This window comes from Paenibacillus albidus (assembly GCF_014644435.1).
GTDB lineage: Bacteria > Bacillota > Bacilli > Paenibacillales > Paenibacillaceae > Paenibacillus_AQ > Paenibacillus_AQ albidus.
On sequence record NZ_BMKR01000008.1, the window covers coordinates 54961 to 70271 of the forward strand.

At 52.3% G+C, this 15311-nt stretch carries 15 protein-coding genes; all 15 read right to left on the minus strand.

Annotation, left to right across the window (positions count from 1 at the left end):
• Window positions 1-5 precede the first annotated feature (5 nt).
• On the minus strand, window positions 6-449 hold the full coding sequence (locus IEY53_RS11465; protein ID WP_189024985.1) for a cell division protein SepF: 444 nt from the start codon (window positions 447-449) through the stop codon (window positions 6-8).
• On the minus strand, window positions 449-1141 hold the full coding sequence (locus IEY53_RS11470) for a YggS family pyridoxal phosphate-dependent enzyme (RefSeq protein ID WP_189025261.1): 693 nt from the start codon (window positions 1139-1141) through the stop codon (window positions 449-451). Before IEY53_RS11470 ends, IEY53_RS11465 begins: the two co-directional genes overlap by 1 nt.
• Window positions 1142-1150: 9 nt before the next feature.
• A complete protein-coding gene (gene pgeF / locus IEY53_RS11475; RefSeq protein WP_189024987.1) occupies window positions 1151-2005 on the minus strand; it encodes a peptidoglycan editing factor PgeF in 855 nt (284 codons plus the stop codon).
• 75 nt (window positions 2006-2080) lie between these two features.
• The gene (locus IEY53_RS11480; RefSeq protein WP_189024989.1) at window positions 2081-2425 is read right to left on the minus strand and encodes a YlmC/YmxH family sporulation protein; all 345 of its coding nucleotides are present in this window, start codon (window positions 2423-2425) and stop codon (window positions 2081-2083) included.
• Window positions 2426-2587: 162 nt separating this feature from the next.
• Entirely contained in the window at window positions 2588-3370 is a 783-nt protein-coding gene (gene sigG / locus IEY53_RS11485) for an RNA polymerase sporulation sigma factor SigG (protein ID WP_189024991.1), read from the minus strand.
• 78 nt (window positions 3371-3448) lie between these two features.
• Window positions 3449-4171: an RNA polymerase sporulation sigma factor SigE gene (gene sigE / locus IEY53_RS11490; RefSeq protein ID WP_028530613.1), complete on the minus strand. Its 723-nt coding sequence runs from the start codon at window positions 4169-4171 to the stop codon at window positions 3449-3451.
• A gap of 43 nt (window positions 4172-4214) precedes the next feature.
• Entirely contained in the window at window positions 4215-5162 is a 948-nt protein-coding gene (spoIIGA, locus tag IEY53_RS11495; RefSeq protein WP_189025263.1) for a sigma-E processing peptidase SpoIIGA, read from the minus strand.
• Window positions 5163-5540: 378 nt separating this feature from the next.
• Window positions 5541-6665 carry a cell division protein FtsZ gene (ftsZ, locus tag IEY53_RS11500; RefSeq protein ID WP_189024993.1) on the minus strand — a complete coding sequence of 375 codons (1125 nt, stop codon included), beginning with the start codon at window positions 6663-6665 and terminating at the stop codon, window positions 5541-5543.
• Between the two features lie 63 nt (window positions 6666-6728).
• The gene (ftsA, locus tag IEY53_RS11505; RefSeq protein ID WP_189024995.1) at window positions 6729-7991 is read right to left on the minus strand and encodes a cell division protein FtsA; all 1263 of its coding nucleotides are present in this window, start codon (window positions 7989-7991) and stop codon (window positions 6729-6731) included.
• 333 nt (window positions 7992-8324) lie between these two features.
• Window positions 8325-9080, minus strand: a complete 756-nt coding sequence (locus IEY53_RS11510; protein ID WP_189024997.1) for a cell division protein FtsQ/DivIB — start codon at window positions 9078-9080, stop codon at window positions 8325-8327.
• Between the two features lie 63 nt (window positions 9081-9143).
• Entirely contained in the window at window positions 9144-10427 is a 1284-nt protein-coding gene (murA, locus tag IEY53_RS11515) for a UDP-N-acetylglucosamine 1-carboxyvinyltransferase (protein WP_229696089.1), read from the minus strand.
• 229 nt (window positions 10428-10656) lie between these two features.
• A complete protein-coding gene (gene murG / locus IEY53_RS11520) occupies window positions 10657-11763 on the minus strand; it encodes an undecaprenyldiphospho-muramoylpentapeptide beta-N-acetylglucosaminyltransferase (protein WP_189025001.1) in 1107 nt (368 codons plus the stop codon).
• Window positions 11764-11768: 5 nt separating this feature from the next.
• A complete protein-coding gene (gene spoVE, locus IEY53_RS11525; RefSeq protein ID WP_189025003.1) occupies window positions 11769-12866 on the minus strand; it encodes a stage V sporulation protein E in 1098 nt (365 codons plus the stop codon).
• Window positions 12867-12917: 51 nt separating this feature from the next.
• Window positions 12918-14339, minus strand: a complete 1422-nt coding sequence (murD, locus tag IEY53_RS11530) for a UDP-N-acetylmuramoyl-L-alanine--D-glutamate ligase (protein WP_189025005.1) — start codon at window positions 14337-14339, stop codon at window positions 12918-12920.
• A 3-nt stretch (window positions 14340-14342) separates the two neighbouring features.
• Window positions 14343-15308, minus strand: coding sequence for a phospho-N-acetylmuramoyl-pentapeptide-transferase (gene mraY / locus IEY53_RS11535; protein ID WP_189025007.1), 966 nt, complete (start codon window positions 15306-15308; stop codon window positions 14343-14345).
• Window positions 15309-15311 lie beyond the last annotated feature (3 nt).

Sequence of the window (15311 nt, forward strand, 5' to 3'; positions counted from 1 at the left end):
CCCGTTCACCTCATTCTGTTATAGTCTTGATCGTCACCCAGAATCTCCGTGATGGAGCCTTGAATTTCAACCGTATCCGGTGTGCACATAAATATATTGCCCCCGATTTTGGAAATTCCTCCCCCAAGGGCGTATACCGTTCCGCTCAAAAAATCAATAATCCTCATGGCCTGGTCGTTGCGGACCCGCTGCAGGTTAATGACGACCGTCCGGTGTGAACGCAAATGATCGGCAATTTCCTGGGCCTCGTCGTAAGAACGGGGTTCATACAATACAACCTTGACATTTTTTTGTGAATGGATACTGACGACGTTAGCCCGCTGATTTTTGCGGTTTTCTACAGGGGCCGGCTCGTATTCATCCTCATCGCGGGAAATCTGCTCCCGCTCAACAACTTCCTCTTCCTCCTGTAAGCCCAAAAAACTCATAAACCGGTTCATTACGCCCATCACGATCCCTCCTCATGGCCTACTAATACCGTCCCCAGGCGCACCCAGGTGGCTCCTTCCTGTATCGCCACTTCGTAATCATTCGACATTCCCATCGAAAGCTCCGTAATCGGCTCTTTTGTCACACCGAGACGGTTAAGTTCATCGCGCAGCTCCCGCAGTCCGCGGAAGACCGGACGGGTAAGCTCAGGATCTCCTTCAAAAGGGGCCATTGTCATCAGCCCGATTACTTTTATACGGTCCAGACCGGCAATCTCACGCAAAAAGTCCGGTACGGACCCAGGCGGCAAACCGTATTTGGTATCTTCTCCCGAAATATTCACCTGAACAAAGACATGGACGTCCTGTTCTGCAGCGGCTGCCTTCTTCTGCAATTCCCGGGCCAGAGACAGCCGGTCCAAAGAGTGTATATATTGAAATTTACCGATAACGTCCTTAACTTTATTGGTCTGCAGATGTCCTATGAAGTGCCAGGTTCCTCGGTCCCCCAGCGCCTTCCATTTAAGCTCCGCATCCTGCCAGCGGTTCTCGCCGACATGCATCAAACCTGCATCCAGCACAGAAGAGACCATTTCCAGTGAGACATATTTAGTCACGGCGATTGCCTTGACTTCACTCCGATCCCGGCCGCTTGCGGCGCAGGCACGTATGATACGTTCCTCTACCTCGGCTATTCTTCCCTGCAGTGTCAAAGCCAACTGTCAACTCTCCTTTATTCCGATCCAGCTCGTCATTCTGCCTGTCTTCCCATTCTCCTGGCGGTAGGAGAAGAACAGATCTGTATTACAGCTTGTACACCAAGTTGTACATTCGATATGAGTCGGCAATATTCCTGCTTTAATCATAATGCGTCGGTTCATTTCTTTCAAGTTCAGCATGCTTTTGCCGTCTTTGACTGATGAATGGTACAAGGGGCCTTTCTGCCCCGCTGGCAAAAACGGCTCCAAATCCTGCTCCAGCCGGCGGATATGCTTCATAACGGGTTCATCCACTTCATAGCAGCAGTCGCCGATCGATGGGCCGATCGCAGCAAGAAGGTCCTGCGGGCGGGTGCCGTAGGCCTCCCGCATCGTGTTCACCGTCACAGCGGCGATCTCTGCCACCGTACCCTTCCAGCCCGCATGGGCCAGACCCACTGCCTGATGTGCCGGATCATAGAAATAAAGGGGCACACAATCTGCATAAAAGGAGGTCAACAGTACTCCCGGTACATCTGTAACCATCCCGTCCGTCGCCTGAAACGCAGCCTCCCGGTCCAGACTGCCGCGCCCGCGGTCCGTCTGGCGCACCACCGCGATCTCCGCTCCATGGGTCTGCTCCCCGCATGTCCAGTCCGCAAGCGTAAAGCCAAGGCTCTTTGCGAGCGCCCGGCGGTTAGCAATAACATCCCCAGACTCATCCCCGACATGAAACGCACAATTCAGACTATGAAAAGGTTCCCGGCTTTGTCCCCCCTGTCTGGAGGTAAATCCGGCCGTGATTCGTTTATGTTGTGCCTGCCACGGCTCCAGCAGCAGCTGCATGGGTGTTTCAGCATTCTGTACAAACGGTTCCATCTCCTCACCTCTGCTTTAGTGTACCACAACAGAATATCGCTACAAAGCAAGCCGGCACAAAAAAAGCGCACCGGATCAATAAGTGCGCCGCTCACTGCGTTCTCCCCGCTCCAGATACATCATTCCCTGATCCGCTTCAGCTTGGGGCATCCGCACCTCCTCCAGTTTTACGAGGACTACATCCGAACCGATCTTGACGATGTTCCGCCAGGGAATGATCAGATCTGCGCCGCCGCCGAATAATCCCATAAACCGGGTATAGCCGGGCACTACAATGGCATCAATGACCCCCCGGCGCAAATCCAGCTCCAGATCGCTGATCTGCCCCAACCGCTTGCCGTCCACGATATTGATAACATCCTTTGTCTGAAAATCGGAAATTTTCATTTTTTTGCCTGCTCCATTCGGCTCCTGATTCATTCCACCACCCCTGTACACTCTGACCTATAGTCCAATATATGAATGGGAAGCTTGGCCACATGTCTTTATTTCATTTGCTTCGGGTGATCAAGGCAAAAAAAACATCCCGGGTACCGGTCTTAGCGGTTACGGGATGCTTACGTGTGCTTATTTGAACGTTGCCTAGGACTTTACATACTTCTGCATTTGCTGAATCGCCGATTTCTCAAGACGCGAGACCTGGGCTTGGGAAATACCGATCTCGTCGGCGACTTCCATTTGAGTCTTCCCTTCGAAGAAACGCATCGATAATATCCTTTTCTCCCGCTGCCCCAGCTTTCGCATGGCTTCACGCAGCGCGATCTCTTCGATCCAAGAAACATCTTTATTCTTATCGTCGCTGATCTGATCCATGACATAGATGGGGTCTCCCCCGTCATGATAGATCGGTTCAAACAGGGAGACCGGGTCCTGAATGGCATCCAGTGCAAAGACCACATCTTCTTTGGGCACACCGAGCGCCTCGGAAATCTCGAATATCGTCGGCTCCCGTGAATTCTGGTTGGTCAGGCTGTCACGCACCTGCAGGGCCTTGTAAGCAATATCCCGCAGCGAGCGTGAGACCCGGATCGGGTTGTTGTCCCGCAGATAGCGGCGGATCTCGCCGATGATCATCGGCACTGCATATGTGGAGAACTTTACGTTTTGCGACAAGTCAAAATTATCGATGGCCTTCATCAGTCCGATGCAGCCCACCTGGAACAAATCGTCCACAAATTCCCCGCGGTTATTAAATCTTTGGATCACACTTAGTACCAGTCTAAGGTTACCGTTAACCAATTTCTCTCTGGCGGATCGCTCGCCCTGCTGCTGCAGCGAAGTGAACAGCTGCCGCATTTCCACATTGGTGAGAACCGGCAGCTTAGCGGTGTCCACACCGCAAATCTCGACTTTATTTCGGGTCATGATGATTTACCTCCCAAGGAGAAACATTACTGTACATTATCTCCCGGGGTGGCCATTTTATTCCTTGAAGATTTCACCTTACACCATCTTGTTGAACTCCTTGCGCAGCCGCTTGATAATTCTTTTTTCCAGACGCGAAATATAGGATTGAGAGATACCAAGCAAATCGGCAACGTCTTTTTGCGTCTTCTCCTCGCCTCCGCGCAGCCCGAACCGCAGCTCCATAATCAGCCGCTCCCGCTCACTCAGCTTCTCCAGCGCTTTTTGCAGCAGCTTGCGGTCAACCTGTTCTTCAATGTTGCGGTAGATCGTATCATTCTCTGTGCCCAGCACATCCGAGAGCAGCAGCTCATTTCCGTCCCAATCAATATTCAGAGGTTCATCGAAAGAAACCTCGCTCCGTGTTTTACTGTTGCGCCGCAGATACATCAGAATTTCATTCTCAATACAGCGCGAAGCATAGGTGGCCAATTTAATTTTTTTCTCGGGGTCAAAGGTGTTGACTGCCTTGATGAGCCCTATGGCTCCGATAGAGACCAGATCTTCAATGTTGATGCCGGTATTCTCAAATTTGCGGGCAATGTACACCACAAGGCGCAGATTGCGCTCGATCAGCATGGCACGTACCGCCGCGTCACCGCTGGATAAACGCTGCAGCAAATACTCTTCCTCTTCCCTTGTCAGCGGGGGAGGCAGTGCCTCGCTTCCACCGATATAATAGATTTCCTGGCTCTTCAGTCCCAGCAGAAACAACATCCGATAGTACTGAAGCTGCAGCGCAATTTTCCATTTGACCATTATCGTTCCTCCTTCAAGAGTGGCACGGCTCGCTTGTGAAGCCCTGTCAGGAGAGTACAGCCGCTTCGGTTGCACCCTCTTTTTGAACCAAATCAGGATGTATGATTGCTTTGTACGCCCCGTCTCCCGACAATGTCCCACCATCCAGCCCGATCAGAACTCTTTGGCAATGAAAGATGTCTTCTCCCAGCTTGATCATCACATGATCGGGTTTCAGCGCAAGCATAAAGGATGCCCCGCGGTTTACCCCCCGGTAGGGCACGAGACGCATTCTGTCCTGCCAGGCAAACGACTGCCCGTCCGTTTCCAGCAAAAGTCTGTCCGCACTCATCTGGGTCAGCCTGCCTTTCCACGAAGCGGGAAGATGCTCTTCCCAGAGTGCCGATTCCATTACCATTACCGGAATCCGGGTCAAAGGATCACTTAAACGGTTGCCTGTGTCCATCAAGCCTGGGCAGGAAACAGTGATCCCTTCAATCCGGACGGTTACCTCGCCAATGTAGGACTCGAGCTGCTCCCTTTTGACCCGGGAGGTATGTACGGCCTTGAAGCCGATCAGTACCAGGGGGATCATGATCATGACGAACCAGAATCCAATCTTCAACCGATAGGCATGCCCGCCTGCTGCTGTGAACATAATGCCGTTCCAAATCTCGCCGGAGCTTTCCAGCAAATAGTGAACCCCTACGATACCGCCTGCCGCCGCAAAATTAATCATGTAAAATGTACCCAAGCAGCGCAGGTAGTTTTGAAGACTCCTGTATCCAAAAGCGATCCACAGCATAATTACCGATAATCCAAACTTGATGAGGAACGTATACAGGAAAGACAGCTCCGGCACAAACATCATCACCACATACAGTGCACCGACCAGTGCCGAGAGGGAGAGCCGCCACCAGGATATCCTGAGCTTGACCAGCCAGCCTGTCAGCCACAAAAGCATTCCGTCGATCAGCAGATTGGCGGCAAAGATGAGGTCAATATAAACTACCAGGACATTCACCTGCCTAGCGACCGGAATCTATCCCAAAGGCCTGCAAAGTTCAGGCTCTCTTTTTTGGACGATATGATTAGTATAGAAAGTCTCGTATTCAAAGTCTGTCTAAACTTGGGGGGCATTCCTGCGGTTTTTTTGTCGAGTTATAGCAGGGTTTATCTTTGGACAAGCCTTCTGATTGGCTAACCTCACTGTATATCTGGACTTAGCCCCTCTATGACGTTCTGACATCAATTTTGGAAGGCACACAAAAAAGCCCGTTTCGAAAGGAAACGGGCCAAAAAGCTTGCATTTAGGATTGAATTAAATAGAAAGACTCGCCTGGAATTCTTGCAGCCGGAGAATCCCGGTTCCGGCAATCAGCATAACATTGTATTAGTCATTGTTGCCGCGTGTGCGGTTGCGCAGAAAAGTTGGAATATCCAGCTGGTCTGACGTACCTTGATTGCCAAACGGGCGCAGGTTTCCGGCACTTTTGTCAGGAGCGGCAGGTTCACTGCTGCTGCCGGTAGCCGCCGGGCGGCGATTTGGAGCAATGGGCAAAGGCTTGTGTTCAAAACCGGTAGCAATTACCGTAACCTTGATCTCATCCTTCATGCTCTCCTCGATGATTGCACCAAAGATCATGTTCACTTCGGGATCAGAAGCAGAGGTCACGATCTCAGCAGCCTCATTGACCTCATAGAGCGAAAGGTTAGAGCCGCCGGTAATATTCATAATAACTCCACGTGCACCTTCGATAGAGGTCTCCAGGAGCGGGCTCATGATGGCTTTGCGTGCCGCTTCCGAGGCCCGGTTCTCGCCTGAGGCAATTCCGATGCCCATCAGCGCAGAACCGCGCTCGGTCATAATTGTCTTCACATCCGCAAAGTCAAGGTTGATCAGACCCGGAACTTTAATCAGGTCCGAGATGCCTTGTACCGCTTGACGAAGTACATTGTCAGCTTCACGGAAGGCTTCCAGCATCGGGGTTTTCTTATCTACAATCTCAAGCAAACGGTCATTAGGAATTACAATCAGTGTATCGACTTTCTCTTTGAGCGCTTCGATACCCAGTTCGGCTTGATTGGAGCGTTTGCGGCCTTCAAATGTGAAGGGGCGTGTGACCACGCCTACCGTCAAAGCTCCGCATTCGCGGGCGATTTCAGCAATGACCGACGCAGCACCGGTTCCGGTACCTCCGCCCATCCCTGCAGTAACGAATACCATGTCCGCACCTTTAAGCGTATTTGAGATCAAATCGCGGGATTCCTCGGCCGCTTTTTTCCCAACCTCGGGATTGGCTCCTGCTCCCAAACCACGGGTCAGCTTGTCCCCGATTTGCAGCTTATGCTCCGATTTGGCCATATGCAGCGCTTGGGCATCTGTATTTACCGTGATAAATTCCACACCCTGCACGCCATTCTCAATCATCCGGTTGACTGCATTGCTTCCGCCGCCGCCAACGCCGATGACTTTTATTTGCGCCAAGCTCTCCATTTCAAAATCAAATTCCAACATATTGTTCCATCTCCCCCTAGAATAGTGCTTGGATGGCCAACCCAAGTATATCTGGACCTACACTTATATGAACTCGCTAAACATATTCTTTAGACGTTCCACCAATCCGGTCTTCCGAACGGGGTCCTGGTTTGGTGCAGTGTTCTGCTTGTTCCGGTTGACCGTCTTTTTGTTGCCGTTTCCTCCACTATTGCGGCCGCGGAATCTGCGGACGACATTGTGAAGGATACCGACACCGCCGGTAAAACCCGGGTCCCGGACTCCAATGTAATCCGGAACAGCGATACGTACAGATGCAGCCAGCTCTGTCTGAGCCACCTTTAACACGCCCGGCATAGACACAGTACCACCCGTAAGTATATAACCTCCAGGGAGCTCGCTGTAACCAAGCCGTTTCACTTCTTGGCGGATCAAATGAAATATCTCCTGGACCCTCGGCTCAATAATGGCCGCAAGATCCTCCTGGTTGAACTCTTTCTCCACGTTGCTGCCGATCCGCAGCACCTTGAATACTACATCGGAGGCAGCATCGTCAATCCAGGCGCAGCCATATTTCAGCTTTACCTTCTCCGCCTGATCCGTAAGTGTCCGAAGCCCGTAGGCAATATCATTGGTTACGAATTCTCCGCCGATCGGGATCGTCGAGGTTGCACTCAGGGAACCTTCTTCATAGACAGCTATCGTCGTTGAGCCTGCACCGATATCCACCAGCACAGAACCCATGGACTTCTCGTCTTTGGATAGCGCCAATCCGCCGGCTCCCAGAGACATCAGCACAAGATCCTTGACTTTAAGTCCTGATTTCTCTACACAGCGCAGCAGATTATGTATTGGCGTCTTGGCACCGGTGATGATGGTCGCTTCAACTTCCAGACGAACACCAATCATTCCGCGCGGATCCTGGATCCCTTCGAGACCATCGACGATATATTGCTTGGCGACAACATCGATAACTTCACGTTCCGGAGGCAGCGCAATCACTTCCGCAGCCTTAATTACACGATCGATGTCATCCTCTCCGATTTCGCGGTCTTCATTCTGAACGGCCACGACACCGTGGCTGGATTGCAGGCCGATATGATTGCCGGAGATCCCGACATAGACCTCGGATATTTGAATACCGACCATTTGCTCTGCATGATCCACAGCGCTCTTGATCGATTGCACAGTCTGATCGATATCTACAATCGCACCTTTGCGTATTCCTTCCGAATCAGCAGATCCAACGCCAATAATATTAAAGGTTCCATTGGTTACTTCCCCGATAATTGCCCGAACTTTGGATGTACCGATGTCCAAACTAACAATGATGTCATTGTTGCTCAAGCCCTATGGCACCTCCTGTTATTATCAAAGTAAATTTCAAGTTTTTTTCCCGGTCCCGGGAAACGTCTTTGTACATATTCAACATCCCTAATCCTTTCCCTCTTTTTTCTACAAATTTTTTGATTGGAATATTAATACAACCACCTCAAATGTCAATGGTTTCTCTACAATTCATGGCAATGAGTCTATTATGGCGATCCCAAAAACCACTTCGAGGAATCCTATCCAAAATTAGGCTCGGATTTCAAAAAATCCGGAGAAAAAAGAGGGATGCAGCAAACTTGCCCATAAATCCGATTGTAGCATTTTTTAAGCCCTATTAGTAGGGACTATTTACTCTTGCGCGTCCTCTTCATCCCTGGTTTCCACAATAAAAGGAACATAAGAATCAGCTTCAAGCATCCGAATCAGTCCCGGCTGCTCAGTCTCGATCACCTGATTCAGATAAGCCACTTTATCCTCAAGCAGGGAAATTGCCGTAATCACTTCAAAGCGTGAGCGTGTATACAGCTTGATCCGGTCCGGGAAGGACAGCGTAGGCGAGGGCACAATTTCGGAGATGTCACTCGTCAACTCGTTCGGAATGCTCGCCAGCGCCTTGCACAGCTTGGCCTTATTAGGGTCTGAATCCTCCCAGTTCGTCAATATGGGCTTCTCTACTGCAATGCCGGTATCATTCACGGGAACCGCTGCTCCGCTGGACAATATCGCCTTCAGAATACCCTCCTGATTCATTTCGTAGGCAACCGCAGGATATTCCTCAACCGTGATAAGGACGCTGCCGGGGAACTTCTTCTCCACGGTGGCTTTCTGCACGGTCTTAAGCTTCATTAAAGCTGCTTCCACTTCCGTCTTGGATACGGCAAAAAATTGGCCTCCGACCTTTATTCCGCTCCCTGCAAGCAGCTCTTCCTGAGTCGAGTACTTGTCCCCGTGAATTTCAATCTTTGAGATATGGCTCACGGACGAACGGAAGAAAATCACAGCAAGCAGTGCTGCAAACAGGAGCAGCAGAATTGCTGTAACTTTACGGCTCATTTTTCTTTTGGGCTTGTCCTCTTTAAGAAGAGGTAATCGGGTTGTAGGCATTCTCATATCTCCGTAGTAAGGCCCTGTCTCCTTCTCAAGCTGAACTGAAGGAGACAGGGAGCTTTAATTGGCCAAATCAAACGGTCCCGGCACGGGTACTTTACGGCTGATACGTGCGCCAAGCTTCTGAAAGAGCTTCTCGATCCCATCATAGCCCCGGTCAATATGGTGGGCCTGCTCAACAATCGTTGTGCCTTTGGCGGCAAGTCCGGCAATCACCAGCGCTGCACCGGCGCGCAAATCCGTAGCTTCTACCGTCGCACCGTATAGTCTTTGTACTCCGCGGATAAACGCACGGTTCAAATCGATGGAGATATCCGCTCCCATGCGGGCCATCTCCTCCACATGCTTGAACCGCCCCTCGAACACCGTCTCTTTAATTACGCTGAAACCGTCGGCAAGCGACAGCAGCACCATCACCTGGGACTGCAAATCTGTCGGGAACGACGGATAAGGAGAAGTAACAATTCTCTCTACGGCCCGCGGGCGTCCCATACAGCTGATATTAATTATATCATTGCAAACTGTGATTTGAACACCAGCCCGCCTCAGCACATGAATAAGCGAAGTCAGATGTCCGGCATTGGCATGAGTCAGCGTCACATTGCCCCTGGTGGCTGCAGCAGCAATCATTACGGTTCCCGCGACAATCCGGTCGGGAATCACCTCGTAGGCACAGGGGAAAAGCTTTGACACCCCCTGAATCGTGATTGTGTCGGTGCCTGCCCCCATAATCCGGGCCCCCATCCTGTTCAGAAAATTCTGGAGATCCTGAATTTCCGGCTCCCGGGCGGCTCCCGATATTGTTGTGGTCCCTTCTGCCATCGCGGCAGCCATCATAATATTCTCCGTTGCCCCTACGCTGGGATAATCCAGATGAATATCATTTCCTGTCAGCTTGGCGGCACGGCAGCAAATTCGGCCGCCGTTCTCTTCAATCTCTGCCCCCAGGGCTTTAAGACCCCGCAGGTGAAGATCGAATTTACGCTCCCCGATGGCACAGCCTCCCGGCTGATAGATCGTCACCTCGCCGAATCTGGATAACAGCGGTCCCATCAAAAAGATGGAGGATCTCATCTGCCGCATCAGATCTTCGGGAACATGGGCCGTGCTTAGTGAGGATGTATCAACCGTTACTGTCTCCTCATGGTGTTCAGCCTTGCAACCCAGCCGGTTCAAGATATTCAGCATCGTCTCGATGTCCAGCAGCTTCGGCACATTATGCAGTGAGTGAACTCCTTCGGCCAGCAGACTTGCCGCCAAAATCGGCAGTGCCGCATTTTTTGCTCCATGGATACGAATGGTGCCTGACAGGGGACTCCCACCCTCAATCACCAATTTGTCCAATGTATCACCTCCGAGATTACCGCTCACCCACCACAAACACTTCCGGTACCGGGCCTATCTTTTATAATTCCGGAAGCGCCCTGGGTGATTGTCACGATTATAGGATTATCCTATGTTCGATGCCCCGGGTGTGTGACAGCCGCTGCTGCACTGCTTCACCGAAAGCGGGTAAGCGGTGTTCTTCAGGGTTCAAAAAGGCCCAATGGACAAGGTTATGCCTGGCTCCAGCCTACTTTGCAGCCAGCCTGCGCAGCTCCTTTACAACAAGCGCCGCAGAGTCCCTTTTGCCCAGACGAAGGGATGCCTCTGACATCTTGCACTGCACAGCGGCGTCGCCGATAATCTGCTCTACCGCCTGATGCAGCGCCTGACCCGTCAAGTCTTTTTCAAGCAGCACCACGGCCGCCCCTTCCCGTTCCAGCTGTCTTGCGTTGGCTTCCTGGTGATTATTCGTCACGTTGGGGGAAGGAATAAGTACAGAGGGAATGCCAAGGGCCGTAATCTCGGCCAGGAAAGAGGCTCCCGCACGATTGACAATAAGCGAAGTGCAAGCCAGGACTTCCGGCATATTGTGAATATAGGGCAGGACATGCAGCCAGTTCGGCAGCCCCCCCAGATTCTGGCGCAGGGCCTTGCGCGTATCCTCATAGTAGGGTTCGCCTGTTACATATACGTAATGAACTCCATTACCCTTACCCACAAACGGGGCCATTTCAATCATGGCCTGATTGATCGCCTTGGCCCCGCGGCTGCCGCCCACTACCAGGACAACCGTGCTGCCTTCAGGAATGCCAAGTGAAGCAAAACCGCGCTGCGGACTGGCGTTGGTTACAGTGGTGGCCCGGGGATTGCCGGTATAGATGACGTTCTTGCACCCCGGAAATGCCGACTCCATGCCTTCAAAACTCACAGCCACGGTATCTGCATAACGGCTGAGAAAACGGTTCGTCAGGCCCGGTATGGCATTCTGCTCATGAATCAGGGTCGGAATACCCAAACGCGATGCCGCATAAACCACGGGTCCGCATACATAGCCGCCGGTCCCAATCACTACGTCCGGTTTGAACTCTCTTAACATCTTTTTAGAGGCCTTGACTCCCCGCAGAAATCTGAGGACCGTTTTGACATTATCCATCGACAGTTTCCTGCGGAAGCCCGTAATATCAATTGCCTTAAACGGGAGATTCTCCTGGGGAACCAGTTTGCTCTCGAGCCCCCGGGTCCCTCCGATGTACAAAAAATCAGCGGGGCCCTCTTCAGCTTCCAGTTGTCTTGCTACGGCGACGGCAGGATAGATATGTCCACCCGTGCCTCCGCCGCTTAATACGATACGCATGCCTTTCACCTCGCATAACGGGATAAGTTCAGTAGGATGCCGAGTGCTGTGAGCATCAGGGTCAATGACGAACCGCCATAGCTGATTAGCGGAAGAGTAATGCCGGTAACCGGCATCATGCCGATAACCACGCCAATGTTGATGATGACTTGAACCGCCACCATACAGACAATGCCCACCGCAAGATAACTTCCGAAACGGTCCGGCAGGCTCATCGCCACCCTCATGCCTCGCCAGATCAGAATCAAAAACAGGGCGAGTACGGCCAGCCCCCCGATAAACCCGAGCTCCTCGGCCAATATGGAAAAAATAAAGTCAGTCTGCGGCTCCGGCACATAGCTGTATTTCTGCCGGCTCATCCCCAGTCCCAGCCCCCCCAGCCCTCCGGGGCCAATCGCATACAGCGACTGGATAATCTGGTAGCCCGCACCGAGGGGATCGGACCAGGGGTCCAGGAAAGCTGTAATCCGCTGCAGCCGATACGGCGCCGCCGCAATCAATGCAGCAAACCCTACAACACCCAATGCCCCCAGCGAGAGCAGATGCTTCATCCGCGCTCCGGCTGTAAATACCATCATCAAGGCTGCACCGAACATTACCGTGCCTGTACCCAGATCCGGCTGAAGCATAATCAAGGCAAAAGCCGAACCAATCAGCGCCAGCGGAGGCAGCAGGCCCCTTGTGAACGAGGAGATATCATAATCCTCACGGCCAAGCCAGGAAGCCAGGAACAGAATCATCCCCATCTTCATGAACTCGGAGGGCTGGATGCCGAAGGAACTGATCCCCAGCCAGCTGCGCGCCCCGCCCCGCACGACGCCAATGCCGGGAATCAGCACTATGACAAGCAGGAAGAAGCAGATCAGCAGAGCCGGTTTCGCAAAACGTTTCAGCACCAGATAATCCGTTTTGGCGGTAATGAACATCGCTGCAAGCCCAAGGCCGGCAAATAAAAGCTGTCTTTTCACAAAATAAAACGAATCTCCATAATTGCGGAAGCCCAATACGGACCCGGCGCTGTATACCATCACCATCCCGATCGTAAGCAATAATAGAATAGGGATCAGCAGCCAGATATCGGGCGCGTGACGAGATTTATTCATCAGGAGCACACCTCTTGCATCCGTAGTAGAGGCTTATCCAAGCCCCCCTACTTAAAGGTTATGCACCGCCGCTTTAAAAATACGCCCGCGCTCTTCATAGGATGTAAACATGTCCCAACTTGCGCATGCGGGAGACAGAAGAACCACATCTCCGGCTTCCGCAATCGCAGAAGCTTCCCGCACGGCCTGCTGCAGCACGGCGGCGGCGCTCTCCCCATTATCGACGGAGATGATGTGCTTTAGTCCTGCCAGGCCAGCCACCTGCACCAGCTTGTCCTTCGTCTGCCCCAAGGCCACCAGCGCCTTCACGCCGCTGCCAAGGACAGGCAGCAGCTCCATGTAATCGGAGCCCCGGTCCAGTCCTCCGGCAATCAGGACAACCGGCTGGCGGAAAGAGGCCAGTGCCATTGTGGTCGCTTTGGAGTTGGTCGCTTTGGAATTGTTGTAATACACGGCCCCGCCTTTATCGGCCACATATTCCAAACGGTGCTCCACACCGCGGAAGGAAGCCAGCACTCCGCCAAGTCCGGCCGGATCTGCTCCGGCGGCAATGGCAATCGCGCAAGCTGCAAGAGCGTTCTCCACATTGAACCGGCCGGGCAGACCGATGGAATCCACAGCCGCAATCTCCGTCTCTTGACCCATGGCATCGCGGTAAAGAATCACCCGCTTCAGCTCATCTTCCCTATCAGGCACGAAAGAGGGGCTGACAAAGATCCCTTGAGCCAATTCCTCTGACGTAGAGAACGGCAGAATGGAAGCTTGCACATAAGGTACAAGTTCGCGGCAAACCGGATCATCCCAGTTCAGTACAGCCGTATCGCTCTCCAGCTGGTTGGCAAACAGCTTGGCCTTGGAAGCCACATAATCTTTCATATCTCCGTGATAGTCGAGATGCGTCTCCGCCACGTTCAGCAGACAGCCTACCTTAGGACGGAAGGTCTCCGTTCCTTTTAGCTGAAAGCTGCTCAGTTCGACAACCATCCAGTTGTCTTCTGTTGCCTCCAACGCGGCCTGAGACAGCGGTGTGCCAATGTTGCCGGCCACAATGGGGTTCATACCGGCAGCCTCCAGCATATGGCCTACCCAGGTGGTCGTGGTCGTCTTGCCGTTGGAGCCGGTAATGCCGATCATCGGTGCAACGCAGAGACGGTAAGCTACCTCAACCTCTGTAACCACTTCAACTCCGAGCTGCAGCGCTTTTTGTACAGGCGGGACGGAATACGGGATGCCCGGATTCTTCACCACCAGACGCACTCCTTCATGAATCAGCCCGTCCGGGTGACCGCCGCATATAACAGAAATTCCCAAAGATTCCAATTCGGAAGCTTCGGGACTTTGATCTCTTTCTTTTTTATCGTTGACTGTAACCAAAGCGCCGCGTTCATGCAGCACCTTGGCCACCTGGACACCGCTTTTGGCCAGTCCCAGGACAACTACTTCCTCACCACGGTACAGATCAGGATGTTTCATTCTCTACAACCCCTTGCTGATATATAGTCCCAGCGCTGCGAGCACAAGGCTTACCGCCCAGAACGAAACTACGACACGCCATTCCGACCACCCGCCAAGTTCAAAGTGGTGGTGAATCGGGCTCATTCTGAATATACGTTTGCCACGGGTCTTGAAAGAGGCTACCTGAAGGACAACAGACAGCATCTCAATGACAAACACACCGCCAATGATAAGGAATAGAAGCTCACTTTTGGTGACAATCGCAATGGCGCCGATGGCACCGCCAATGCCGAATGACCCGGTGTCGCCCATAAACACTTTGGCCGGATACGCATTGAACACCAGAAAGCCGAGAACTGCCCCGATCATCGCCGCCGCGCATACACCGGCTGCAATCGAGGTCGCCTGCATCGCTATTACAGCATAAGCCGCCAAAGCTATGGCGCTGACTCCGGACAGCAGTCCATCCACACCGTCGGTGAAATTGACGGCATTGGTGATTGCCATCATCATTACGATGATAAACGGATAATAGAACCAGCCGCTCCAGTCAAAGCTCACCGCAGTACCGGGAATACTGATAGCAGTACTATGTCCCGCCGATATCAGCAGTCCGCACATCACAGCTCCGACTAAGAGCTGTCCGAACAGCTTCTGGCGCGGCGTTAGACCCAAGGAGCGTTTGAAGACGATTTTGATATAATCATCCAGGAAACCGATCAGTCCATATCCCAGTGCAGCTACAAGCAGCACATAAAAGTCTGTATTCACAACGGAAAATTTCAAAAATGACAAAGTAAACGCCACAATAATGACGATCCCGCCCATAGTAGGCGTACCCGCTTTTTTCAAATGGCTCTGCGGTCCGTCATCGCGAACCTGCTGTCCGAATTTCATCCTGCGCAGCAGCGGAATGAAGAGCGGAGCGGCAATGACCGCAAGGATAAAGGACACAGCAATAGTCAATAGCAGCAATTGATAATCCATGGG

Bases quoted from the DNA above. Each gene is read 5' to 3' on its own strand.
- sigG (WP_189024991.1), bottom strand. From the start codon at position 3,370: ATGACCCGAAATAAAGTCGAGATTTGCGGTGTGGACACCGCTAAGCTG.
- IEY53_RS11510 (WP_189024997.1), bottom strand. From the start codon at position 9,080: ATGCCTACAACCCGATTACCTCTTCTTAAAGAGGACAAGCCCAAAAGA.
- ftsZ (WP_189024993.1), bottom strand. From the start codon at position 6,665: ATGTTGGAATTTGATTTTGAAATGGAGAGCTTGGCGCAAATAAAAGTC.
- IEY53_RS11465 (WP_189024985.1), bottom strand. From the start codon at position 449: ATGGGCGTAATGAACCGGTTTATGAGTTTTTTGGGCTTACAGGAGGAA.
- murG (WP_189025001.1), bottom strand. From the start codon at position 11,763: ATGCGTATCGTATTAAGCGGCGGAGGCACGGGTGGACATATCTATCCT.
- spoVE (WP_189025003.1), bottom strand. From the start codon at position 12,866: ATGAATAAATCTCGTCACGCGCCCGATATCTGGCTGCTGATCCCTATT.
- pgeF (WP_189024987.1), bottom strand. From the start codon at position 2,005: ATGGAACCGTTTGTACAGAATGCTGAAACACCCATGCAGCTGCTGCTG.
- murD (WP_189025005.1), bottom strand. From the start codon at position 14,339: ATGAAACATCCTGATCTGTACCGTGGTGAGGAAGTAGTTGTCCTGGGA.
- mraY (WP_189025007.1), bottom strand. From the start codon at position 15,308: ATGGATTATCAATTGCTGCTATTGACTATTGCTGTGTCCTTTATCCTT.
- IEY53_RS11480 (WP_189024989.1), bottom strand. From the start codon at position 2,425: ATGAATCAGGAGCCGAATGGAGCAGGCAAAAAAATGAAAATTTCCGAT.